At 73.4% G+C, this 23,771-nt stretch carries 22 protein-coding genes; 7 read left to right on the plus strand and 15 right to left on the minus strand.

Annotated elements, in window-relative coordinates; genetic code table 11:
• Window positions 1–8: 8 nt before the first annotated feature.
• From ACZ5WK_RS12640 to ACZ5WK_RS12705, 14 genes are all read right to left on the minus strand, one after another.
• A complete protein-coding gene (locus ACZ5WK_RS12640) occupies window positions 9–542 on the minus strand; it encodes a hydrogenase maturation protease (RefSeq protein WP_465547347.1) in 534 nt (177 codons plus the stop codon).
• Window positions 539–1,954 carry a hypothetical protein gene (locus ACZ5WK_RS12645; protein ID WP_465547348.1) on the minus strand — a complete coding sequence of 472 codons (1,416 nt, stop codon included), beginning with the start codon at window positions 1,952–1,954 and terminating at the stop codon, window positions 539–541. The genes ACZ5WK_RS12640 and ACZ5WK_RS12645 overlap by 4 nt, the downstream gene beginning before the upstream one ends.
• Window positions 1,951–2,598, minus strand: a complete 648-nt coding sequence (locus tag ACZ5WK_RS12650; RefSeq protein WP_465547349.1) for a DUF6084 family protein — start codon at window positions 2,596–2,598, stop codon at window positions 1,951–1,953. Before ACZ5WK_RS12650 ends, ACZ5WK_RS12645 begins: the two co-directional genes overlap by 4 nt.
• Complete coding sequence (locus tag ACZ5WK_RS12655) at window positions 2,595–3,218, minus strand: DUF5947 family protein (RefSeq protein ID WP_331742111.1); 624 nt, start codon at window positions 3,216–3,218, stop codon at window positions 2,595–2,597. Before ACZ5WK_RS12655 ends, ACZ5WK_RS12650 begins: the two co-directional genes overlap by 4 nt.
• Window positions 3,215–3,736: a hypothetical protein gene (locus ACZ5WK_RS12660; protein ID WP_465547350.1), complete on the minus strand. Its 522-nt coding sequence runs from the start codon at window positions 3,734–3,736 to the stop codon at window positions 3,215–3,217. Before ACZ5WK_RS12660 ends, ACZ5WK_RS12655 begins: the two co-directional genes overlap by 4 nt.
• Entirely contained in the window at window positions 3,733–5,517 is a 1,785-nt protein-coding gene (locus tag ACZ5WK_RS12665) for a nickel-dependent hydrogenase large subunit (protein WP_331742670.1), read from the minus strand. The genes ACZ5WK_RS12660 and ACZ5WK_RS12665 overlap by 4 nt, the downstream gene beginning before the upstream one ends.
• Before the next feature lie 64 nt (window positions 5,518–5,581).
• Complete coding sequence (locus tag ACZ5WK_RS12670) at window positions 5,582–6,643, minus strand: NADH-quinone oxidoreductase subunit B family protein (RefSeq protein ID WP_465547351.1); 1,062 nt, start codon at window positions 6,641–6,643, stop codon at window positions 5,582–5,584.
• A gap of 102 nt (window positions 6,644–6,745) precedes the next feature.
• Window positions 6,746–8,437: a hydrogenase maturation protein gene (locus ACZ5WK_RS12675; RefSeq protein WP_465547352.1), complete on the minus strand. Its 1,692-nt coding sequence runs from the start codon at window positions 8,435–8,437 to the stop codon at window positions 6,746–6,748.
• 342 nt (window positions 8,438–8,779) lie between these two features.
• Window positions 8,780–10,159 carry an erythromycin esterase family protein gene (locus tag ACZ5WK_RS12680; RefSeq protein WP_465547353.1) on the minus strand — a complete coding sequence of 460 codons (1,380 nt, stop codon included), beginning with the start codon at window positions 10,157–10,159 and terminating at the stop codon, window positions 8,780–8,782.
• 282 nt (window positions 10,160–10,441) lie between these two features.
• Window positions 10,442–10,804 (minus strand): hypothetical protein, encoded by a 363-nt coding sequence (locus ACZ5WK_RS12685; protein WP_465547354.1) that lies wholly within the window; start codon window positions 10,802–10,804, stop codon window positions 10,442–10,444.
• 159 nt (window positions 10,805–10,963) lie between these two features.
• Window positions 10,964–11,101, minus strand: a complete 138-nt coding sequence (locus ACZ5WK_RS12690; protein WP_465547355.1) for a hypothetical protein — start codon at window positions 11,099–11,101, stop codon at window positions 10,964–10,966.
• Window positions 11,102–11,417: 316 nt separating this feature from the next.
• Window positions 11,418–12,638: a GNAT family N-acetyltransferase gene (locus ACZ5WK_RS12695; RefSeq protein WP_465547356.1), complete on the minus strand. Its 1,221-nt coding sequence runs from the start codon at window positions 12,636–12,638 to the stop codon at window positions 11,418–11,420.
• A gap of 342 nt (window positions 12,639–12,980) precedes the next feature.
• Complete coding sequence (locus ACZ5WK_RS12700; RefSeq protein ID WP_465547357.1) at window positions 12,981–13,220, minus strand: DUF5302 domain-containing protein; 240 nt, start codon at window positions 13,218–13,220, stop codon at window positions 12,981–12,983.
• A 310-nt stretch (window positions 13,221–13,530) separates the two neighbouring features.
• On the minus strand, window positions 13,531–16,416 hold the full coding sequence (locus ACZ5WK_RS12705; protein ID WP_465547358.1) for a hypothetical protein: 2,886 nt from the start codon (window positions 16,414–16,416) through the stop codon (window positions 13,531–13,533).
• Window positions 16,417–16,707: 291 nt separating this feature from the next.
• Between ACZ5WK_RS12705 and ACZ5WK_RS12710 the strand changes: the two genes are divergently transcribed.
• The 6 genes from ACZ5WK_RS12710 (at window position 16,708) to ACZ5WK_RS12735 (ending at window position 20,658) form a co-directional block, all read left to right on the plus strand.
• Window positions 16,708–16,953, plus strand: a complete 246-nt coding sequence (locus ACZ5WK_RS12710) for a plasmid mobilization protein (protein ID WP_465547359.1) — start codon at window positions 16,708–16,710, stop codon at window positions 16,951–16,953.
• Window positions 16,950–17,321, plus strand: a complete 372-nt coding sequence (locus ACZ5WK_RS12715) for a fic family toxin-antitoxin system, toxin component (RefSeq protein ID WP_465547360.1) — start codon at window positions 16,950–16,952, stop codon at window positions 17,319–17,321. Before ACZ5WK_RS12710 ends, ACZ5WK_RS12715 begins: the two co-directional genes overlap by 4 nt.
• Window positions 17,322–17,521: 200 nt before the next feature.
• Window positions 17,522–18,076 (plus strand): hypothetical protein, encoded by a 555-nt coding sequence (locus tag ACZ5WK_RS12720; RefSeq protein WP_465547361.1) that lies wholly within the window; start codon window positions 17,522–17,524, stop codon window positions 18,074–18,076.
• A 190-nt stretch (window positions 18,077–18,266) separates the two neighbouring features.
• Window positions 18,267–18,719: an SRPBCC family protein gene (locus tag ACZ5WK_RS12725; RefSeq protein WP_465547362.1), complete on the plus strand. Its 453-nt coding sequence runs from the start codon at window positions 18,267–18,269 to the stop codon at window positions 18,717–18,719.
• A gap of 185 nt (window positions 18,720–18,904) precedes the next feature.
• Complete coding sequence (locus tag ACZ5WK_RS12730; RefSeq protein ID WP_331742079.1) at window positions 18,905–19,789, plus strand: DMT family transporter; 885 nt, start codon at window positions 18,905–18,907, stop codon at window positions 19,787–19,789.
• A gap of 188 nt (window positions 19,790–19,977) precedes the next feature.
• Complete coding sequence (locus ACZ5WK_RS12735) at window positions 19,978–20,658, plus strand: hypothetical protein (RefSeq protein ID WP_465547363.1); 681 nt, start codon at window positions 19,978–19,980, stop codon at window positions 20,656–20,658.
• A 114-nt stretch (window positions 20,659–20,772) separates the two neighbouring features.
• Here the strand turns inward: ACZ5WK_RS12735 and murJ are convergent, their stop codons facing one another.
• Window positions 20,773–22,461 carry a murein biosynthesis integral membrane protein MurJ gene (gene murJ, locus ACZ5WK_RS12740; RefSeq protein WP_465547364.1) on the minus strand — a complete coding sequence of 563 codons (1,689 nt, stop codon included), beginning with the start codon at window positions 22,459–22,461 and terminating at the stop codon, window positions 20,773–20,775.
• 238 nt (window positions 22,462–22,699) lie between these two features.
• Here murJ and ACZ5WK_RS12745 point away from each other — a divergent pair, with 238 nt between their 5' ends.
• On the plus strand, window positions 22,700–23,626 hold the full coding sequence (locus ACZ5WK_RS12745) for an NADP-dependent oxidoreductase (RefSeq protein ID WP_465547365.1): 927 nt from the start codon (window positions 22,700–22,702) through the stop codon (window positions 23,624–23,626).
• Window positions 23,627–23,771: the final 145 nt, after the last annotated feature.

The raw sequence follows: 23,771 nt of genomic DNA on the forward strand, positions 1-23,771 counted from the left end.
TCCTCTCGTCAGTTCGCGGCCGGGTCGGCCGCTGTCAGCGGCGGTGTACGTGCCTCGTCCCCGGCCAGTAGTCGGCGGATCAGCCGTACGGCCTCCGGGACCGCTGCCGCGACCGGTTCGCTGAGGCCGATGCCCTCGCCGACGTCCGCCGGTTCGCAGCCGACCACGACGGTGCGTCGCGGCGGCGTCGATCCGGTGCCGGCGCACAGGGTGCCGAGCAGGGCCAGCACCGCGTCCGGGGACATCCGGTGGCCGTCCAGGGGTGCGGCGCCCGGTTCTGATTCGCCCGGTTCGCCGGCCTCGATCAGGTAGACCGTGCCGGGTGGGCCTCCGCGGGCGGTGGCATCCACCAGGACGAGGGTGTCGTAGCCGTCCAGCAGCTGGTAGGCGAGGTGGACGCCGCGTACTCCGACGTCCACCACCTCGACCCCGGGCGGGAGTTGCCGGGGCGTGAGGTGCCTGACCACCTCGACGCCGAAGCCGTCGTCGCCGAGGAAGATGTTCCCGACCCCGGCGACCAGGGTCCGTGCCGGGGGTGTCATGCGTCCTCCAGCGGGGTGACCTCGTCGGGCTGGAAGTAGAGGAAGCGGCCCTGCTCGCGGCGGATGTCGGCGCCCGGGTCGCCCTCGACGGTGACCGCCAGGTGCACTCCGCCGTCCACGTCGTGGAGCACCGCCTCCACCAGCGCGTTCCGGCCTTTCAGGAAGAGGTCCTGGGCGTCGGTGCGCCGCAGGCCGGGGCGCAGTACGACCCGGCTGCCGGCGCCGACACGGTGACCGTCGACGAGCACGCGGTCGCGCTCGGGGTCGACGCTGGCGTCGCTCGCCGGGTCCCACCACGGGGTGCCGGGCGAGAGCAGCTGCTCGATCGGGTCGGCCGCGGTGTGGTGCGTGTCCGGCGCGGTGACCTCGCGCAGTGAGCGGATGGCGCCGTGCAGGCGCTCCAGCACCTCGGGGGGCATCGAGTCGGCGAGGTCGATCACGGCGGCCGCCCGGGCGTCGGTACCGCGGGCCTCGCGCTTCTCCTGGTCGGTCAGGGCGGCCGTGCGCAGCGCCAGGATCTCGTCGATCTCCAGGGCGTCGTAGAGGGTGCCCGGGCTCTCGGGGGCGACGGCTGCGTGGTCCTCCAGGATGATCGGTGAGGAGAGCAGCAGGTCCGCGCTGCCGTTCTCGCCCGCCAGCACCGGCCACGTGTGCAGGCTCCGGCAGTCGGCGGTGGCGGCCTTGGCCCACTCGGGCGGGTCGGTGGGCGAGAGGAAGGACCCGTTGTCCAGGGCGAGCAGCAGGTGGGCCGAGACCAGCGACCGCGGCAGCGCGGCCTCGCGGTCCGCGCCCGGTCCGGGGGTCCAGCCGCTGGAGTTCTCCACCAGCACCGTCAGCTTGCTCACGGTGTAGGGGCCGGGGAGTTCGGCCGCCGCGATCCGCAGGGTGCCGGCCACGGCCTCCCGGCGGCGGACGACCCGGCCGATCACCCGGCCGGTGTCGTCCCGTACCAGCTCGGTCTCCTTCGTGGCGGGTCGGGAGAAGGTCACCGGCGTGGGCTGCCCGCCGAGTTCGGCGACCGGCAGGGCCAGCTGGACGCGTTCCTCGACGCCCTCGTCCCAGGCGGTCAGCACCCGGTCGGCGAGCTCCAGTTCGGGCACCGTCAGGTAGGAGCCGTCGGGACGGGCCTGCTGGACGGTGCGCCGCTGCGCGTGCAGGAAACGCAGCTCCAGGTAGAGCGTCGCGCCGCGGCGCGGCTCGATCAGGCACTCGGTGCGCTGGCGTGACTGTTCGCCCTGGTCGGCGCCCCACGCGGGAGGCACCAGGACGCCGAACTGCCAGCGCATCCGGTTCTTGGCCGCCGAGGCCCGGTAGGGGTAGAGCACGTAGCCCTCGAAGAGGACGGCGTCGGCCAGCTGCCGCACCGCCGCGAACCGCGCTTCGATCGCCGGGGTGAGCACGTCGGCGTTCACTGGACGGCTCCGTCCTGCACCGTGGCGGAATCGAGGAGGTGGCGCACGGTCAGCTCCCAGGACGGCAGCGCACGGCGCGACCGGAAGGCGAGCAGCTCGTCCAGTGTGTCGCGGGAGAGCCGGACCCAGCCGCAGCCGGGGAAGTGCTGGTCGACCATCTCGCGCCAGACGGTGACGGGCAGTCGGCAGTGCGCCTCCCGGTCCCAGGGCACCGGTTCCACGTGGAAACCTCTCGCGCCGGTGAACGCGGTACCGGAGAAGAGCATCAGCAGCGGCACCTCGCCCTCGCGCAGGGCGTGGAAGTACCGGGTCGCGGCGATGTCCAGGTCGTAGCTGCAGGGCACCGGAAGGTCCACCTCGGTCTCCCCGGTGAAGCCGGGGACCATCAGCGCGACCTCGGCGAACTGCAGCGGCTTCAGTGTGCTGCCCCAGCGCGAGCGGTCGCCGAACAGGTCCGCCAAGCCGTCGGCCTCGGCCGGCTGGTAGCCGCGCCGTGCCGGTTCGATCCGTAGCTGGCAGCGCAGCGCGAGGGCGTGTACCCGGGTGTCCGGGGTGGCGGTGATCCGCAGCCTGAAGACCAGGGTGGGGCCGGCGGCGTACCGGTCGGCCCGCACCCCGGTGCAGCTGAAGGAGAACTCGGTCACGGCTGCGCGGCCTCCTGCGGGATCCGGGCTCGCCCGGCGACGTGGGCGAAGAACGCGTCCAGCTCGGCCCGGGCCCGCGCTCCCCCGTCGAACCCCTTCCAGTGCAGCCGCATCTGCCCGACCAGCCGGTAGCAGACGTCGATCGGCACCAGGTAGCACGCGTATCCGTCCTGGGAGCGGCGCAGCAGCAGTGCCTCCACGTCCGGTTCGAGCAGCGCGGCCAGCCGGGTGCCGTCCAGCACGGCCTGCCAGGCCGAGGGGTCGAGCTCGCTCTCGGTGGCGCCGGCCGGGCTCGGGTAGAGCGCGACCAGCCGGTCGAGTGCGCTGTTGCGGAAGAAGAACGCGACCCCGACCGGGATCTGCAGGAGGTCCCAGGCGGCGTCGTCCAGCCGGAGCTGCGGGTCGGTCAGGTAGCGGTCCGGCACCGCGCGGTACCGCCCGCGGGCGGCTCCGGAGTGCTCGAACAGCAGGCTGCACGGGATGCAGGCGCAGCTCAGCGAGCGCTGCTCGACGTCCACCAGGTGGCGGTGGCCGTGCTCGGCCACCACCACCCCGCACAGTTCGCAGCGCTCGGGTGCGGGCTCGCGCGGTGCGAGGAACCGGCGGAGGGCCGCCGTCACGAGCCGCCGCCCGGGGCACGGGTGGAGATCTGCAGCAGCGCCGGCTCCTTGACGGTGTCCTCCACTGCCACGGAGGTCACCTCCGGGGCGAGGCCGGCCAGCGCGTCGGTGAGTGCCTCGTCGGCGGTGGCCGACGTGCTCGGGCATCCGCAGCCGCCGCCGGTGGAGCGCACCCGCAGGGCGCCGGTGGCCTCGTCGAAGCTCACCATCTCGGCCTGGTGCTGGGTCAGCACCCTGCCGATCCTGGCCGGCAGGTCCTCGGGGTGCAGCTCGTGCAGCACCAGGAGGTTGGCCACCAGCTCGTCCGCCAGGAGGGTCCTCACCACCGTGGCGGCGCCCAGCAGGTCCACGATCCGGGCCAGGCCCGCGCCGTAGAAGGCCATCAGCGCGCGGACCAGTTCCTCGGCGGCGCCCGCGGCCTCGTCCTGGCCGGTGGCCGCGAGCTGGTCCAGGATCTCCTCGATCCGCCGGCCGAGCTGTTCCGTGTTGACCGTCCGGGCCGCCGTCACCGCGCTCATCCGCCCAGTCCGCTCAGGCCGGTGGGCACGTGCATCTGCTTCACGGTCCGGCCCTCGCCGGTGTACATGTGGACCCCGCACGGCAGACAGGGGTCGAAGCTGCGCACGGCGCGCATGATGTCGATCCCCTTGAAGTTCTCCGGGGTGTTCTCCTCGAAGATCGGCGTGTTCTGCACCGCGTCCTCGTACGGTCCCGGTGTCCCGTAGGTGTCGCGGGTGCTGGCGTTCCACGGGGTGGGCGGGTAGGGGTGGTAGTTGGCGATCTTGCCGTCGCGGATCACCAGGTGGTGCGAGAGGACGCCGCGCACGGCCTCGGTGAAGCCGACGCCCAGGCCCTCCTCGGGCACCTCGAACTTCTCCCAGGTCTGGGTGCGTCCGGCCCGCACCTCGGCGAGGCCCTTCTCGGCGAAGTGCAGTGCGACGGCGGCCGCGTACGCCTGGAAGTAGGTGCGGGCGCGGTTGCGCTCCAGGGCGTTGCTCCACTGCGGGATCTTCCACTCGAAGGTGGTCTCGGGCTTGGTCATGGTCTTCGGCAGATTGATCACCACGCTGTGCCCGGTCGCCTTGACGTAGCCGATGTCCACCAGGCCGGAGAGCGCGGTCGACCAGAGCCGGGCGATCGGGCCGCCACCGGTGTCCAGGGCCAGGTAGTCCTTGCCGTCGAACCAGCGCGGCGACATCACCCAGCTGTACTTGTCCTCGAAGTTGCGCTTCTGCGGGGCCGGGATGGTGTGCTGGTTCCACGGGTGGCGCGGGTCGACGGGGTTGCCGAGCGGGTCGTGGGTGACGAACTGCTCCTTGCCCTCCCAGTCCTGGTAGTACGAGCTGCCGAGCAGGATCCGGATGCCCAGGTTGATCTCGGTGAGGTCGTTGGTGACGAGCTTGCCGTCCACGATGATGCCGGGGGTGACGAACATCCGCCGTCCCCAGTCGGTCATGTTGCGGTAGGTGAAGTCGCAGTACTCGGGATCGTTGAGCGCGCCCCAGCAGCCGAGCAGGATCCGGCGGCGGCCGACCTCCTCGTAGCCGGGCAGCGCCTGGTAGAAGAAGTCGAACAGGTCGTCGTGCAGCGGGACGACGCGCTTCATGAACTCCACGTACCGCATCAGGCGGCTCAGGTAGTCGGTGAAGAGCTGGACGGAGGCGACCGTCCCGGTGCCGCCCGGGTAGAGGGTGGAGGGGTGCACGTGGCGGCCCTCCATCAGGCAGAACATCTCCCGGGTGTAGCGACTGACCTGGAGGGCCTCGCGGTAGAACTCGCCCTCGATCGGGTTGAGCGAGCGCATGATGTCGGCGATCGTCTTGTACCCGTGCTCGCCGGCGTGCGGGGAGGGGGTGCGCTCGGCGAGCTCCAGGACGCCCGGGTTGGTCTCGCGGACCATCTTCTCGCAGTAGTCGACCCCGACCAGGTTCTCCTGGAAGATGTTGTGGTCGAACATGTACTCGGCGGACTCGCCGAGGTTGATGATCCACTCGCCGAGGTGCGGCGGCTTCACTCCGTAGGCCATGTTCTGCGCGTACACGGAGCAGGTCGCGTGGTTGTCGCCGCAGATCCCGCAGATCCGGCTGGTGATGAAGTGCGCGTCACGAGGGTCCTTGCCGCGCATGAAGACGCTGTAGCCGCGGAAGACCGAGGACGTGCTGTAGCACTCGGCGACCCGCTTCTGCCTGAAGTCAATCTTCGTGTGGATGCCGAGACTGCCCACGATCCGGGTGATCGGATCCCAGGACATCTCCACCAGGCCGCTACCGTCTCCGGCCGCTCTCGTCGTCGGTGCCATCGTGTCTTCCGAGCCCTTCTTCATGCCGGGAGTTCTGCGGGATGCTGTTGCTGCGCTGGCGGTGTCACCAGGGCTTGCGGTAACCGGTGGTCAGGTTCTGGCCGGTCCGTCGCCACTTGGGCTCCTTGTCCAGGGTGTCCGCCGTGACCGCCCGCAGCCGGCGCACGACCGCGCCGTAGACGCCGCTGGCGGTGCTGGAGACCTTGGCCCCGGGCGGCTCGTCCATGAACGGCATGAACTTGTCCGGGAACCCGGGCATGGTGCAGCCGATGCAGATGCCGCCGACGTTGGGGCAGCCGCCGATGCCGTTCATCCAGCCGCGCTTGGGGACGTTGCACTTGACGACCGGGCCCCAGCAGCCGAGCTTCACCAGGCACTTGGGCGAGTCGTAGGTGGAGGCGAACTGGCCCTGCTCGTAGTAGCCGGCCCGGTCGCAGCCCTCGTGCACGGTGGCGCCGAAGAGCCAGGCCGGGCGGAGGTGCTCGTCCAGCGGGATCATCGGGGCCGCGCCGGTCGCCTGGTGCAGCAGGTAGACCAGCGTCTCCGAGAAGTTGTCCGGCTGGATCGGGCAGCCCGGCACGCAGACGATCGGGATGCCCGCCTTGGACTTCCAGTCCCAGCCGAGATAGTCGGGCACGCCCATCGCGCCGGTCGGGTTGCCGGCCATCGCGTGGATGCCGCCGTAGGTCGCGCAGGTGCCGATCGCGACCACCGCGAGGGCCTTGGGGGCGAGCCGGTCCAGCCACTCGCTGGTGGTGATCGGCTGGCCGGTCTCGGGGTCGTCACCGAACCCGCACCAGTAGCCTTCCTTCTTGATCGACTCGTTGGGGATGGATCCCTCGACGACCAGCACGAACGGGTCGATCTCGCCGCGCTCGCCCTTGAAGAACCATTCGATGAACGTGTCGGCGCCCTGGACCGGGCCGCATTCGAAGTCGATCAGGGGCCAGTGCACCGCGATCCTGGGCAGCCCGGGGAGCACGCTGAGGGCGATCTCCTCGATGCTGGGCTGGGTCGCGGCGGTCAGCGACACGGAGTCACCGTCACAGCTCAGGCCGGCGTTGATCCAGAGGATGTGGATCAGCGGGGCCTCGGTGGCGGCGGTCGCCTCGGTGGTCTCGGTCATTGGGGCCTCCTCAAGGAGGTTGTCGCGAAGCCGGGTGTCCTCCCAGACTCCCTGCACTTGGGGGCGGATGTGCCGGTGGATGCGGCCGATCCGGTGAACCGACTACTCTCCGTCATCCAGGTGGGGCGGCTCGACGGTCGCCGCTTCCTTCCGAACGAACGCCCGGCGCAGCGCGTGGTACGGCGCTTCGGGGTCGTAGAAGATCCGGTGCATACGGTCGAGCTCCTCCCGGCGGAAGGCGGCCAGTGGCTTGATCGCCTCCTGCGCCTCGCGCGCCGCCTTCTTCGCGGCGATCCGCGGCCCGGTAACCGCACCGGAGCCTGCCAGTCGCAGGGCCCCCGCGCGGACCTCGGCGGCGAACGCCTGCGGCCGGCAGTGGAACAGCCGGTCCACCAGGCCGATCCGCTGCCCGGACGCGGCACTGAGCGGCAGCGCCCGGCCGGTGAGCTGCCGGGCCGTGGCGGCACCCACCCGGGCGGGCAGCAGGTGGGTCCAGTACTCCGAGCCGTAGAGCCCCATCAGCCGGTAGTGCGGATTGAGCACGGTGCCGGCCCTGCACCACACCTCGTCGGCCGCGAGCGCGAGCATCACACCGCCGGCGGCCGCGTTGCCGCCCAGGGCGGAGACCACCAGGCGGTCGGTGGTGGTCAGGACCGCCTCCACCAGGTCGTCCATCGCGTTCAGGTTGGCCCAGGACTCCGCTGCCGGATCGGCGGCGGCCTCGATCACGTTGAGGTGGATCCCGTTGGAGAAGAAGTCCCGTTGGCCGCCCAGCACCAGGACGGACGTGGGACGCGAGCAGGCCCGCCGGTAGGCGTCGAGCAGCCGGCGGCACTGGTCGGTGCTCATGGCACCGCCGGGGAAGGAGAACGAGAGGAACCCGGCCGCGCCCTCCTCCCGGTAGCGGATGTCGCTCCAGGTCGTGGCGGGGCAGTCCGGTGCGACGGGGACCTCGGGAAGCCCGGGGATCCGGCCGGCCAACGCGCGTGCGGCGGGCAGCTTGAACGGGCGGTCCTGCCCCGGACGGCGCCGGGCCCGCAGCTGCGGGATCCAGACGGCTCCGTCGGCGGTGGCCCGGCACACCGCGCCGGCCCGGGTGGCCAGCAGCTCCCCCGGCGTGCCGTGCAGTTCGGCTTCCCGGTGGCCGCCGTGCAGGAACCACTCCTCCCCCAGCAGCCGGTCCAGCACACCCGGGGAGGAGTCGGCGGCGCGCAGCTTGCGCAGCACGGTGGCCGTGGAGTCGCGCTGCCAGTCGATCCGCCGCCGTTCCTGGGGGAAGTACGGCCGGGGATCGGCTTCCGTCTGCCGCACGGGCAGGTACGTGCCCGAGGCGAAGCGGTCGACCGCCAGCAGCAGGGCGGTCATGGCGGCGTCGGACACCTCGTTCCGGTAGAGGTCGCTCTTGCCGACGGGCGGCACCGGGCAGGAGCCGGCCGCCCAGACGTCACCGCCGTCCATGACGGCGTTAGCCTGAAGGACCGTCACCCCCCACTGGGTGGCCTCCTCGTCGACGGCCCAGTCCAGTGAGGAGGGCCCCCGGTCCCCCACCGGCCCCGGGTGGACGATCAGGCACGGCAGCCCGGACCACACGTCCTGCGGCAGTGCGGTCCTCAGCATCGGTGCCACGACCAGCCGCGGCCGGTGGCGCCGGACGGCCGCACGCAGCTCGGCGTCGCGCTCGGACGCCTCACCGCGCAACAGTGTGAGGGCCACCTGGTGGCCCCGGTCGCCCAGCTCCGAATACGCGCGCTGCGTCAGGCTGTTGAACGCCGAAGCGACGAGCAGGATTTGCATGACAGCCTCCCGGCCGCCCGTGGGGACACGAGCCCGGCCACCGCCGATCGTCGTGCACGGGGCGGCGTCACCCACGGTTGACAGGCTGCCGGCTCACTCGATCGCGCGAGCCCATCTGGCGGCACGACCCGGTGAGCGGAGGATTCACCAGGGGAGTTCCCCCGGGTCGGACAGTTGGTCTCGTGACGGCGCAACGATGCACCGCCGTGCGCCGCGCCGGGCTCTCGTAGTCGTGCTGTCCGGCCCGGTCGGGAGGCGCGAGCAGCATGCCGCGCCGCCGAGGGCGGCGCGGCTGGGACGGCGCGGCGGGGGCGGCGCGGCGGGGGCGGCGCGGCGGGTGGTTCAGAGTGCGGTGGCTTCGTGGACCTGGTGGAGGTGGACGAGGATGTCGTGGGTCTGGGTGATGGCGACGGTGGGGAGCGGGTCGTTCTTGAAGCTGGAGCCGGCTTCGTAGACGGGGCGGGGGGTGTCGAGCCAGGTACGGGCCGCGGCCGGAAGCGTCCGCAGGTCGACGTAGAAGTCGCGGTGGTGGACCAGGTCGAGGGTGTACTCCTGCATGTCGGGGGTGGCCGCGGGGACGGTGACCTTGCTCCAGGCCCCGCCGAGGGTGGTCGCGGTGAGGAACGACCCCTGGTCGAAGGTGAAGCCGATGGCGGCGTAGCCCCGGCCGAGGGCGTTGCGCAGGTAGACGCCCTGCGTCGTGGGGTACATGACGGGGTCGCTGGACAGGTAGCCCACATGGCCGTTGTGTGCCGAGAGCAGCACCTTGTCGCCGGTGCGGCGCTGCCACCAGACGGTGTTCTCGGCCATGACGCGGTCCCGGAGGTGCTCCGCGGCGGACACCGACTCCGGGTCGGACAGGTCGAGGGCGGCGAAGGCGAAGGTCTGGGCGATGTTGCGGGCGTGCTGCTCGGCCCATTCGTACGCCTCGCCGCCGGTGCCCCTGTTGGCGATGACGAGGTCGAGTGCCTGCTGGGCGACGGTGGCGTTGTGGCGTCGGTCGGCGAGGGGCCTGCGCAGGTAGGCGAAGACGTCGTCGAGGGGGCGCAGGCCCGCGTACAGCTCTTCGAGGCGCGGGAGATCCTGGGGGTGGGTGGCGCGGACGTGGGAGGCTACCCGGTCGAAGACGGCGTTGCCGAGCCTCGGCGCTCCGATGTCGTTGCCCATGAAGTGGACCTTCCGGTCGGGGTGCCGGTCGTTGTACTGCCGCATCCAGGCGATGAGGCTGACGAACTCCTCGCGCTCCCAGGGGGATCCGGCGAGTTCCTCCTTGGCCACCTGCCGGGCGTCGCCCTGGCCGCCCTGGATGTACTCGTCGATCCGCAGGCCGGCCGTCCAGCTCATCTCCAGGGCGAAGGTGGTGAAGCCCTTCTCCTCGACGAGGTGGCGGAAGACGCGTTCCTTCATGGCGAAGAACTCGTGCGAGCCGTGGGTGGCCTCTCCCAGCCCGACCACCTTGGCGTCGCCGACCATGGCGCCCAACGGCCGCAGGTCGGTGGTGGTGCCGCCGGGTTCCGTCGACCGCAAGCGGTAGGCGGCGCGCTCCAGAGCGCGCACCGCGGCCGCCTGCCGGCTGTCGGTCGCCGAGGAGCCGGCTGATGCGGACGCGGGGCCGGCGGCGGGTGCGGCGGAGGCCGCTGGGGCCAGCACGGTGGTGGCCACGAGCGCTGCCGTCGCGGCGAGCAGCCCTCGTCGGCCGATCGCCTTACTGTGCGCGGTCATGCTGATCACTCCTTGGTTCGGTGTTCGCCGGGCGGTGGAATGATCATGGCGCGGATCGGGGGCGGGTCGCGCTGGTGCCGGCCACCGGACCGAACCGGGGGAAAACCCCCGGGTGGCGGCGTCCGAGGTGGGCGAGGACGGATTCGAACCGTCACAGCCGAAGCGGGGGTGCGACAGCCCCTTGGACTCTTTCCGTTGCCCGGCATCCCGTGGCGGATAGGCCGGGCCCGGGTGAGCGCGCCCTTCGGGCCGTGCCCGGTGACGGCCGTGTGCTCGTCTCCGTCAGCGGGCCGAGAGCGTGGCATCGAGTGCGGCGGCGAAGGCGGCTGCGTCGGTCTGGCCGCCGAAGTGGTGGATCACGTGCTCGCGGACGTACTCCTGCCGGGCTCGGCTGAAGGCCGCACAGGCGTCGTGGTTGACGTACGCGGTGTAGCCGCGGTCGTGGGCACGGGAGAGCGCGGCGATCTTCTCGGCGTGGCCCGCGTACTCGGGGGTGTCCGCCGCCCGCCCGTCCGGCTCCTCCAACGGCACGGCGGCGGCGAGCTGCTCCAGCTCACGCTGGACCACTGCGGCGAACAGCTGCCGCTTGCCGCCGAAGCAGGCCCTGTCAGCACTCGCGCCCTGGAGGGATCCCTGCCCCGGCACCCTCGTAGGGTCGTCCGGGCGTCGCCGGTCGGACAGAACCGAGCCGCCCGGCCGGTCGCCCGGCCGGGCGAGCCCGCTGTCTCGGCGGCACGGTCACCGCACCCACCGGGAATCCTGCTCCGCTTGCGCTCGCCGGTACGACGTCCGCCGGCCGAAGGCTCAGAAGCCTCCGGGGACCGAGCCGGCGGCCTGCCGGTAGTTGTCGACGTCCGGCGAGTACGGCTGTCCGCTCGGCTGCCTGCCGATCCCGACGACGGAGCCCAGTATCGTCAGCAGCGTTCCGATGATCCTCTTCATCCGTTCCCCCCTCAGCTCTGGCATCCGGACAGGTCCGGTGTGCCTCCTCCCGGCAGCCTAGGCCCACCCAGGGCACCGGCGCACCGGGTCTGAGGATCTCTTGAGCCTGGCAGGCAGGTGGACTTCCGCTGTCGCCGATCTCCGACGCCGGCCGCGATGCTCACGCTCTGGACCCTTGTGGCGATGCGGTCTTGAACCGGCGGCAGGTGCCGCTGCCGTCGCCGGACCTCCGCCGCTTCACGGCCGGAAAGGACGTGGGAGGGCGGCCGGCCCGTCACCCGGCCGAGGAGACCTGTGCCGGGCCGCGGGCGCGCGGTCAGAACCAGTGCAGGCAGTGCGGGGAGCGCTCGGCGCGGAAGAGGGCGTCAGCGAGGGCGGCCGCGCCCGGGCGGTGGGCCCGGATGTGGCCGGCACGCACGAGCGTGCTCGGGGCGGTGCCACCGAGATAGACCGAGCCCAGGTCGCTCACGTCCATGGACAGGTCGGGCTCGCGATCCGTCGGGACGCAGTCGGCCCTGCCGTCCCGGACGGTCAGCAGGTACCGGCCGTGCTCGCCGAGGAACGGGTCCGCGACGTCGAGGACGAGCTCGCCGTCCATGGACCAGCCACGGGCGGTCAGGGCACGCGGGACGTCGAGCAGCCGCACCCAGAGCCAGTCGGTGTCGCCGCTCACCTCGCCGGCGCGGAAGTCCGCGAACTGCCACCGCAGCGGGTGCTCGGGCGGGACGTGCTTGAAGACGACCCGAGCGACCAGGTCGTGTCCGAGTACGAACCGGGCCAGGGCCGTGAAGACGGCGTCATCCGCGGCGATGGTCTCGTCGACCGTCAAGGTCTCGGGCTCGCCGATCGAGTAGCTGGCATAACCGTCCGGAACGCCGTCGGCGTCACGGTGAACGGCGACGTAGCGCGGCGCCGGCGAGATCGGGGGCTGCCCCGCGCGCAAGGCCCACCAGCGGTGCGGGCGGGACAGTGCGCCGGGCTGGGCGCGGCGGTACCGGTCGTAGACCTCCTCCAGAATCTCGCCGCACTCGGCACGACGCAGCACCTCGACCGAGCCGGTCGCCGGTACCTCGGCGACTCCGCGCGCCCGGGGAACGGCGAGGGCGGCCCCGTGGCGCGGCACCGTCAGCCGCGCCGTGTAGGTCGCCGGTCCGTAGCCGAACCTGCCGTAGATCGGGGCCTCCGAGGCCAGCAGCACGGAGAGGAACTCCCCGCGGGCCCGCAACTCGGCGAGCTGATGCCGCATCATCGCGCTGAGCACGCCCTGGCGCCGGTGCGAGGGCAGGACGCCGACGGCGGTCACCCCGGCGGCCGGGACGAGGGTCCGGCCGGGCAGGGTGAGCTCGAAGGGGTACGCGGCGGCGGTGCCGACGGGCCGCCCGTCCGCCGTCAGGGCGAGCAGGCAGCGGTCCGTTTCGAGCGCCGACCACCAGAGCCCGCCGCCCTCGACCGGGGTTTCCGGGAAGCGCCCGAACGCGGCATGGACCGTGTCGACGAAGACGTCGAAGTCCTCATCTGTCGTGGAACGAATCTCCATTGCCGCCGCTGCCTCCTCGAATCACCGGCACCACGACTCGTGGTGTCCGGATCACAGTGCAGCGTTGACCCGTGGCCACGGCAAGCGAATTACGGCCGGGCCCGCGGCGGAACCGCCGCCGGTCACGGCCGGTGGGACGTGGCCCCGGGGCCGGCGGCCGCCGCCCTCCGGAGGCGGCGGCTCACCGCGGCAGCAGGGCAGGAGGCCGGTCGGCGCGCCGGCACGGCACACGGCGGGACGGGGCGCCCGCCCCGCCGCCTACGGTGACCGGCCCCGGCCCCGGCCCGCGCCGTGGGCGGCCAGGCACCGGGCCGGTGGCCCCCACGGGGTGGGGCGGGGTGATCAGCCGCCGCTCTTGCGGCGGAAGTTGCGCTTGCCGCCGACCGCGCCGTGAGCGCCGTGGATCTTCGAGTCACCGCTCGGACCGCCGGCCGTGCCGTCGGTCTTGGCACCGTGCTTGCGCTCCAGCGCGGCGAGGAACCGGGCCTTGACGTCGTCCCCGGCGCCGGACGCGGCGGCCTCGACGGCCTCCGTGCTCTCGGTGCTCTCGGGGCTCTCCGATGATGCTGCGTCGCTGCTCATGCAGGACCTCCTGGAAGTGTGGTGCCGATTGACGGCTACACGGACACCATGTCATGCCCGAGGGCCCCACCCACCGCCGGGACCGGCCCCGCACACCCGGCGTGCCCCGACCCCGGCCTCCTCTCCCCCGTGCGGCCGGACCTCTCCGGTCCGCGTACCGGTTCCCCGCCGCGGGGCACCACTCGCCCCCACCACCGGTTCGCGCGCCGCTGGGAGCGACCACGGCGCCGGCTGAGAAGGGGCAGCCCGGTCGAGGTTCGTGCTTCCGCGGGGCGGGCGGTTACGGCCCTCGCGGCTGACCTCCGGCCGGTCAGGGCCGGTCGCCGACCCGCAGGTGGGTCGCGAGCTGGCGTCGGCCGCCGGTCAGGGCCTCGGCGAGGACCGCGAGCGTGGTCAGCGCGGCGAGCGCCGCCGCCGGGAGGAGGAGCTGCCCGGCCGCTGGGCGCAGGCCGACCGGGGCCGGGGCTCCGACCAGCGTGGACAGGTCGAAGGCCGGCCCGAGCAGGGCGACGGCGGCCAGCGCGGCGAGGGCGCCGCCGGCCGCGGCCGTGAGGGTCAGCGGCAGCGTCTCGGCGAGGATGAGCGCGAGGCCCTGGCGCGACCGCAGGCCCATGGTGCGCAGCCGGGCGAGCAGGGCGGCCCGGTCGGGGGCGGCGCGCAGCAGGGTGAGCAGGACGGCGAGCAGGGCGAGCGCCCCGGCGGCCGTGACCGCGCGGCGGAAGTGGCGGCCGGCGGCGTGCTGGAGGGGGTCGTTGGCGAGGTCGGCGGTGACGGCGGCGCTGGTGCGCGTCACGTAGCCGCTGCGCAGGGCGTCGGGGTCGTTGCCGACCAGGGCCGCGGAGGCGGTCGGCCCGGGTGGCGGAGGCGGGGCGTCGAGGTCGGCCAGGACGGACGGCGACAGCTTGCCGACCAGGTGGGCGAGGCCCGGTTCGTCGACGCGGCCGACGGCGAACCAGTCGGTGGCCCGGTCGAGTTCCGGCAGCACGGCGGTGGCCGCCGGGGTCGGCAGGACGATGAAGGGCCGGGTGGCGCCGGGCAGTGCGGGGGTGGCGTCGACCGTGCCGGCGCGGACGGCGAGGACCTCGCCGCCGCTGGGCAGGCGCAGCCGGTGGCCGCCGGGGCCGAGGTGGCGCGCGAGGCCGGCGCTGAACAGGGCGGGGACGGCGGGCGCTCCGGCGACGGGACCGGCCGGGGTGGCGAGTGCGGCCGGGTCGAAGGTGCCCACGCCGACGGTGCGCGCGATCCGCGCGTACGCCTGCGGTTCGGCGACGACCAGGATGACCTGGGTGGCGTGGGGGTCGACGCCGGTACCGACCCCCGGGACGCCTTCGAGCAGGAACGCCTCGCTCTCCAGCCGGACGGGGGTGGCGGCCGTGACCCCCGGGAGGGCGGCAGCGGCCGGGCCGAAGTCGGGTGGCAGGGTGCGGCCGGTGGGCGCCGCGACGGAGGCGTCCGCGCCGACGGCGAGCCGGGCGGCCCGCTGCCTGGCCAGGCCGACGCCGTCCAGCACGGACGCGCCGAAACCGGCGGTGGTGACGGCGAGCACCAGGGCGAGCAGCGGAAGTGTGGAGGGGCGGCGGCGGCCGTCGCTGCCCCGGGCGGCGCGGGCCAGGCCGAGGAAGCGCACCACCCCGGGGCTGCGCACGGCGGTGCGGGCCAGCGCGCCGGCGAGGGCGGGCAGCAGTCGCGCCAGCACCAGCGCCGTGGTGAGGGCGACCAGCAGGGGCGCCGCGACGAGCAGCAGGTCGGGCCCGTCGGCGGGCGGTGCGGCGCCGCGGCGCCGGGCGCCGGCCACGGCGGCGGCGGTGAGGGCGAGGACGGCGAGTTCGGCGATCAGCCGTCCACGTCGGGCGGCCTTGCCGGGGTGGCTGTGCTTCGGTGGCAGGGCGGCCCGGAGGGGGACGGCGAGCAACGCGACCAGGGTGGTGACCAGCGCGGCCGCGACGGCCGCCGTCCAGCGCGGGGTGGGCAGCAGCCACAGCGCCAGCGCGGTGGCTGCCACGGCGGCGGGGAGCACGGTAGCCGCGCCCTCGCCGCAGAGGCGCAGCAGGACGCCGGGGCCGGAGCCGCCCCGGGCACGGAGCAGCCGCAGTTCGGCGCCGCGTCGTTCGGTGGTGAGGGCGGTGGCCAGGGCGAGGACGACGGCCGCGATTCCGGCGACGGCCGCCGGTCCGACCAGGGCCAGCGGTGCGACGGCGGCCTGCCGGGCCACGGCCCGGTCGAGGTGACCGGGCAGCCGGGACGTGGTCGACAGGTCCGGGCGTCCGGTCGCGGCGATCAACTGGGTGGCCGTCGGCCCGGTCAGATAGGCGGCGACGTCGTGCCGGACCTCGGCCAGCCGGTCGGCGCGCAGGGCGTCGGTGTCGACGGGCAGCCGCCAGAAGTCGCGCGCCTGGTGGCCCCAGGTGGCGAGGGCACGCAGGTGGTCGCCGCCGACGACCCCGGCGGTGTGCCAGTGCCGGACCGTCGGGTCGGTGAGGAGACGCTCCAGGCAGGCCCGGCCGGTGCAGGCGAGGTCGCTCCAGTACGGATCGGCCGAGTCGGTGACGGTGTAGAGGCCGACCACCCGGGCCTGCTCCTCCGGTCCGGAGCCGTCCCCGAGGACGTCGCCGAGACGGATGCCGATGGTCTCGGCGGCGGCGCGGCTGACCGCGATGGGGATCGGGCCGTCGGGGGTGGCGCCGCTCGGCCAGCTCCCGGCGACCAGGGTGGTGTGCTCGGCGAAGCCGTCCAGGTAGAGCAGGTCCAGGGTGGGCAGGGAGCGGCCGTCCGGGCGGTCGAGCCCCGGGTTGGTGAGCCCCCGACGCTCGACGGCCCGGGCGCCGAACACCGGCCCGGAGGACGCCACGGAGAAGCCCGCCCCGGTATGGGCGAGGAGCACGGCGGTCACGGCCTCCAGGTCCGCGGCACTCTCCTCACGGTCGCGCGGGGGCGCGGAAGTGGCCAGCAGGCTGGTCTCCAGGGTGCCGCGGTCGTGGAGGAAGTCGCGCAGGGCGGCATCCGTGCCTCGGTCCAGGGCTCTCGGGAAGGCCGCGGCCAGGAACACGAGGGCGAGAGCGAGGACGGCGGTGAGCAGCGCGGCCCAGGGTGCCGTCCGCAGCCTGGTGCGTACCCACGGGGCAGGCCGGTGGGCGCCGGTGATCGCGGTACGGGACGCACCGGCGGGCCGGGTACGGCGGCGGGCGGGGCTGGTCACACGGTCCTCCGTCGGACGGGACGACGGCACCGACGCTCCGTCACCGGATAGCGGACGATGGTGTCAGAGCTGTGCCCGCAACGGAAGGAGCCTGTGCGAAGCACGTACCGAAAGGGCAGGCCGGCACGGACGGACGGGCACCCGGAGGGTCTTCCCGGGGCGAGGGCACCGGCGGGCGGCGCCGGAACGTGGAGGGAGAGCGACTGCTGCCGGAGACGGCTTCCCGCTCGCACGAGGACGGGAGCGGCGGCGGTGTTGTAGCGGACGGTACGCAGGGCTACGCTGCCATGCATGAAGCAGCTGAATGTGCGTTTGGACGACACCGTTCACGAGGCCCTCGAGCAGCGGGCGGAGGCGGCCGGGATGAGCCTGCCGGACTACGCGCGCAGGGTGCTGGCCGAGGAGGCCGACGAGCGGCGTGAACGCTTCCTGACCGCCGCCGCGCACTTCTCCCAGGCCTGGGCGCCGGCATTCGAGGCCGAGTTCGGCCCCTACCCCCAGGGCGCCACCCGGCCCGGGACGGCGGACGCGGCGTGATCCTGCATGTCGACCGGGCCTGGCTGCTGGACATCGCCCACCAGTTCCTGCCGGCCGATCCGGACGTCACCGACTACGGCACCCTCGCCGCCGCGGTGGCCCGCCACGTCGACGAGGTCATGGACGTACCGGTGTACGGGGGTGTGCACCAGCGTGCGGCCGCGCTCATGCACCAGCTCATCCGCGTGCCGGCGCTGGACTTCGCCAACGAGCACTTCGCGGCCGTCGTCGCCGCCTCCTACCTCAGTGCCTCCGGCGTGATCGTCACCGCCGAGCCCAGGCAGGCCGTCGAGCTCGCCGCCCGCATCGGCGACGGGAAGGCGGACGTACGCGAAACCGCCACCGCCGTCCGCACCTGGTACCGCTAGGGCCCGCCTGCGTGCGGCCAGGGCCTCGCGCAGGCGGGGGCAGCCGTGGGCGGCTGGGCCGGGCGGGTGGGGTCGGGGGTGTCCCGGTGTGGTGGCACGGGGTGATGGCGGGTGGTGGCGGGAGGCTGGTGTGCCGGAGGCGGACCAGGAGGGTGGGAGGGCGTGTGAGCGGGCGCAGCCGTCGAGGTGCCGATGGCCCCGTGACCGCGGGCGGGGGGCGGGCGGCGGGCGACGCCGGTGTGCTGGGGACGGCGCTCGCCGTGGTGCTGGCGTTCTCGCTCGCGCAGGGTTCGTGGCAGTGGTTCTCCACCTATCTCGGTGTGACGCTTCTCGTGGTGGTCGTCTCCTTCGGCCGTGCGCCGGCGCCGACGCCGGGTCGAGGGGCTGCCTACGCGTGGAGTCTGGTGGCGTACTCGCTGGTCGTGGGTCTGTGCGTGGCACTCGCGCTGGCACCGGCGTTGCAGCGCTGGGACTGGCTGTTTCCCGCGCCGGGCGCCCGGCACGGGTGCGTGGCGTCCGGCCGCTACGAGAGTCTGCAGGCACAGGCCGCTCTGGGGCAGTTGGCCGGCCGTGACGGTGACGCGCTGGCGTACGCGCAGCGGGAGCAGAGCCGCCAGGCCGTCGACGAGTGCCTGGCGGCGACGACGACGCGTTGGCTGCCGGTGTACGCGTTGGGGGCGGCCCTGCTGGTGGGCGCGGGTTCGTGGTCGTGGGCGCGGGCCCGGGCGCGCGGGACGGCGCAGAGGCCCGTCTGAGCCGGTCCCGGGCGGACGCTCCGGCAGAACGGAGACGGCCGCTCCCGGCCGCCGGACCCGGGCGGCGGGCGGGCGGGTTGCCGTCGCCCGCCGGAGGGCGGACATTCGTGGTGGTGCTGTCGGCGGATTCCCCTCCTCGGGAGACCGCTCGCCGGCAGGGTGTCCGGACGGTGTGGAGGCGGGTGCGGCAATGGGCAGGGTGGAGGAGTCGATCGACGTGGACGTTCCGGTCCGCGTCGTCTACGACCAGTGGACGACCTTCGAGCGCTTCCCGGAGTTCATGGAGGGCGTGGAGGAGGTCAGACAACTGGACGACCTGCACGCCCACTGGAGGACGAAGATCGCCGGGCTGTCCCGTGAGTTCGAGACCGAGATCATCGAACGGGTCCCCGACGAGCGCGTGTCCTGGCACACCACCAGCGAGAACGTGAAGCACACCGGCATGGTCTCCCTGCAGCCGATCGATGCGACGCACACGCGCGTCAGGATGACCATGGACTTCCAGCCCACCGGCTTCGCCGAGAAGGCCGCCGACAAGCTGGGTGTGCTCGACCGTCAGGTGAGGGGCGACCTGCGTCGCTTCAAGCACTTCATCGAGGAGCGCGGCGCCGGGCCCGACACCGTGGGCGACGCCCCCTCCTGATCGACGCCTCGTCACATGCCCGGGCTCTCCTCGCCCGGACCCGGCCGGGCTCCGGCCGGGTCCGGGGACGAGAAGCCGCCGGGGACGAGAGGACGTACCACGGGGGCATCGGGCCGTACCGGGGCGCGCCGGCGGCGGCCATATTTCGGTGGGGACCGAACGGTGGAGGCCGTAGGTTCTCCGGCATGGATCTTTCAACGACGGGCGTGGCCCCGGCGGACGGCAAGGCACTCGCGGCAGCTTCGACGACGGTGGTGCTGTGGGCGTCCGCGTTCGTGGCGATCCGCAGTGCGGGCGACCACTTCGGGCCCGGGGCGCTCGCGCTCGGCCGGCTGCTGGTGGGGGCGGTGGCGCTGGTCGGACTGCTCGTGTACCGCCGGGAGGGCCTGCCCCCGCGGTCGGCCTGGCCGGGAGTGGTCACCTCGGGGGTGCTCTGGTTCGGCCTGTACATGGTCGCGTTGAACTGGGGCGAGAAGCAGGTCGACGCGGGCACGGCGGCGATGCTGGTCGGCATCGGACCGGTTCTGATCGCCCTGCTCGGCGGCTGGCTGCTGCGTGAGGGTCTCCCGCCCAAGCTGCTCGCCGGGATGGCGGTCTCGCTGGCCGGGGCGGTCGTGGTGGGCTTCTCCATGTCGGGCGGGGGCGGCAGTTCGGTGCTCGGCATCGCGCTCTGCCTGCTCGCGGCCGTGGCCTACGCGGCGGGTGTGGTGAGCCAGAAGCCGGCACTGCGGCACGCCTCCGCACTCCAGGTGACCACCTTCGGCTGCCTGATCGGCGCGGCAGCCTGTCTGCCGTTCGCTCCGGAGCTGGTGTCGGACCTTGCGGCCGCACCCCTGTCCGCGACGCTCGACGTGGTGTACCTGGGCCTGTTTCCGACCGCGCTGGCGTTCACCACCTGGGCCTACGCGATCTCCCGGACCACGGCGGCGCGCATGGGTGCGATCACCTACTCGGTGCCGGCCCTGGTCGTGCTGATGGCGTGGCTGCTGCTCGGCGAGGCACCCGCGATGCTGACCCTGGCCGGTGGCGCCCTCTGCCTGGCCGGCGTCGCCGTCTCCCGCCGCGGCTGAACGTCGAGCACGGTGAGGCGCCGCTGCGGGCGGCGTCGGCCCGTCGGAGTCACCCTGCGTGACCGCCGACCCTGGAGCGGGTGGCCAAATCTGTGTCCCAGGTCTCACGCGCCTCCGTCTGGTTCGTTCGCGTCCCTCTGTGGTGGGATGTGGCGGCACGAGATGATGACCGCTGACGGGGGTGCGGGTTGAGGAGTGGACGGCTGCTGGGGGCCGGGCTGGACGCGGACGCGGTCCGGCTCTCCGCCGTGGGTCTGGTTCGCCTGGCTGCGGACGAATGGCTGGGCGAGGCGGCAGGGGCGCCGGCGTGGGTGTGGCAGATGCGGGCGGCCTCGTTCGCGGACACGTGGCTGGCCTTTGCCGAACCTGCCGTGCCGGGGCTGCGGGTGCCGGCCGGAGCGGTGATGCGGTCGGTCGTGTCCCGGGCCGCGGAGCTGGTGCTCCAGGCCCGGGAGGAGGACGCTCCGGCCGCTCTGGAGTGGCTGGGCCGGCGGTCGGCCGAGGCCCGCGACCAGGCGCGGCGGGCGGATGCCACCCACCCGGCCGAGCCTGCCGCGCTCGCCCTCGTCTGGCACGGCATCCAGGCGATCACCATCGACGGCGATCACACCGCTGCGGGCCGGGAGTCCCACGACAGGCGCATCACCGAACGGTGCGAGGCGTACGTCCGCGAGCGGCACCACCGCCAGGACACCCTCGCGCTCCTGCTGTCCTGTGCCCGGACGGCCGCGAACGCGCTGGTCGAGGTGAGTGACGGCGACCCGGCTCGGGCCGACCGGTGGCTCGATGACCAGGCCGCCCGGTGCATGCCACCCGGTGACCCCGTACCGCTCTGGGTGCCGGGCCGGCCCGGACAGCCCACGGGCTGACCCACCCGCCCGGCGAACAGCACAGCCGGGCGCCCTTCGATGCCGCGCCGCCCCGGCCCGCCCGTCAAGCCGGGCCGCCGTCACCACGGCATCGACCGGACGGCCCCGGGCGCCTCAGCCCAGCCCCGGCAGGCGCCGCAGCTCGCCGATCCTCAGGAGTCGTGCGAGCAGGACGAACAGGGTGAGCATCGCGAGGCCGCCCGCGGCGAGGCCCAGCACGGGGGCCCAGGTGGCCGACGTGACGGTGGCGGAGCAGCCGCGGGCCACGGACCAGCCCAGTGCTCCGGCGGCGAGGGCGGAGGCGGTCAGCTTGCCGTAGGTGCGGCACAGCCTCCTGCCGTCCAGCCGGCCTCCGAGGCGGCGTCGCAGCAGCAGGGCGGTGACGAGCAGACCGATCGCGTAGGAGGCGGCGTAGGCGCCCGCCAGGCCGGTGACCGACCAGCGCGGGGGCATCAGCAGATGGCAGGCGGTCGCCAGGGCGATGTCGGCCGCACTGATCCACACGGCCATCCAGAACGGGGTCCGGGTGTCCTCGAAGGCGTAGAAGCCGCGGAGCAGCAGGTACTGGGCGGAGAAGGGGATCAGGCCGAGTCCGAAGGCCTGCAGCATGTGGCCCAGGGGCACGACGGACGCGGGATCGGCGTGCCCGTGTGCGAAGATCACCTGTGCCGCCTCCGGTCCGAGGACCACGAAGAAGAAGGCCGCGGGAACGATGACGACGCCGCTGATCCGCAGGGCCTGCGAGAGGTCGTCGCGCATGTCGTCCAGGCGGTGTTCGGCGACGGCCCGGCTCATGCGCGGCAAGAGGGCGGTGACCAGCGAGACGGTGATGACCGACTGCGGCAGCGACCAGATGGTCTGCGCGTAGGTGTACGCGGAGAAGCCGACGCCGGCCTTGGGCAGTGCCGCGTCCGCGGCGGAGGCGTAGCGGGTCACCACCGTGCTGGCCACGAGGTTGGTGAGGACGAACAGCAGGGTCCAGCGGGCCGCGCCGATGCTCTTGCCCAGGCCCGTGCCGCGCCAGTCGAAGCGCGGGCGGAAGCGGAAGCCGGCGGCCCTGACGAACGGGACCAGGGCGAGCGCCTGGACCGCCAGGGCCACCGTGGTGCCCGCGCCGAGCATGGTGACCTGGGCCGGAGTGATGTCCTGGACCGAGCCCGGGCCGGTCATCATGGCGAGGTAGACGCCGAACATGGCGATCAGGACGACGTTGTTGAGGACCGGGGTCCACATCATCGCGCCGAACTTGTTCCGGGCGTTGAGCACTTGGCCGAGGATGCTGAACAGCCCGTAGAAGAAGATCTGCGGGAGCAGGAACCGCGCGAAGACCACCGTCAGCCGGAACGCCTCGTGGTTGGCCGGTGTGTCGCGCTGGTAGAGGCCGATGATCTGCGGCGCCGCCCACACGGCCAGCAGGGTGCCCACTCCCAGCACGGACATCGTGAGGGTGACCAGGCGCTGCTCGAAGGCGCTTCCGCCGTCCGGGTGTTCGGTCCTCGCCCTGACCAACTGCGGTACCAGTACCGAGTTCACGGCGCCGCCGATGAGCAGGAAGTACAGGCTCGCCGGTACGACGTTGGCCTGGTTGTAGGTCGTGGCCAGCAGCCCCGCCCCGAGTGCCCCGGCCTGCAGGACCGTTCTGAGGAGCCCCGTGGCCCGGGACACCATCGTCCCCGCGGCCATCACCAGGGACGAGCGCATCAGCCCGCCCTCGGCCGCCCCCGGCTTCGGGGCGGCGTGCCGCCCCTGCTTCCGCTTCCCCCGTGACCGCGTTGTCGCCGCGGCCTGCGTCCCCTCCGACATGACCCCAACCTACGTCGTGGAGATCATCGCCGTGCGAGCCGGTCCGGGTTCTCCGGTCGGGCCAGGGACCGGCCCCGGCGTCGGCCCGGGATCGGCCGTGATCCAGGTCACGGCGTCGGCCTGGAGGACATTACTTGACATATTCAATTATCGAGCCCTACCGTCGAATCTGTTACTTGAGGACATCAACCATCAAGTACGTCAAAACTTCTTGTCCAGGAACACCGGGAGCACCACCATGAAGGCCATCACCTACCAGCGCTACGGCAGCCCCGACGTCCTGGAGTACGGCGACGTCCCGGAGCCCAAGCTGGGCGCCGACGCCGTCCTGGTCCGGGTCCGGGCCGCCGCGGTGAACCCGGTCGACTGGAAGATCCAGGCCGGCTACCTGGACAGCGTGCTCGACGCCGTCTTCCCCGTCATCCCCGGCTGGGACGTCGCCGGCGTGGTCGAGCAGGTCGGCGTCGGCGTCACCGAGTACGCGCCCGGGGACGAGGTCATCGGCTACGTCCGCGAGGACATGGTCGGCCGTGGCACCTTCGCCGAGTACGTCGCCGCACCTGTGCGCACCCTGGCCCACAAGCCCGCCGCCCTCGACTTCGAGCAGGCCGCCGGCCTCCCCCTGGCCGGCCTCACCGCCTACCAGGCCCTGACCGGCGCCCTCGAGATCAAGCCCGGTGAGACCGTGCTGGTGCACGCCGCGGCCGGTGGCGTCGGCTCGCTGGCCGTCCAGATCGCCCGCGCCCTCGGCGCCCGGGTGATCGGCACCGCCAGTGAGCGCAACCACGACTACCTGCGGACGCTCGGCGCTGAGCCCGTCTCCTACGGCGAGGGCCTCGCCGACCGCGTCCGGGCGCTGGCCCCGGAGGGCGTGGACGCGGTACTCGACCTGATCGGCGGCGAGGCGCTGCAGGCCTCCCCCGCCCTGCTGGCCCCCGGCGGGCGGCTGGCGTCCATCGCCGACGGCGCCGTCCTGGCCGCCGGCGGGCGCTACGTCTTCGTCCGTCCGGACCACGCCGACCTGACCGCGCTCGCCGAGCTCGCCGACAGCGGGGCGCTGACCGTCGAGGTTGCCGCGACCTTCCCGCTGGAACGCGCCGCCGACGCCCAGCGCCTGAACGCCGACGGGCACACCCGCGGAAAGATCATCGTCATCGTCCCCTGATCCGACCGGCCGTGGGGGGCCGCCCCCACGGCCCCCCTGTTCAGCGACGCCGGGCCGCACGCCCCGGCCACAGCGCGACCGCCCCACCCGGTCCGACCCGCCCGGACCACCCGAGGCGCCGGCCCCCGGCGCCGCCGCCCGAAGG

The sequence above is a fragment of the Kitasatospora sp. NPDC032757 genome, assembly GCF_055579305.1.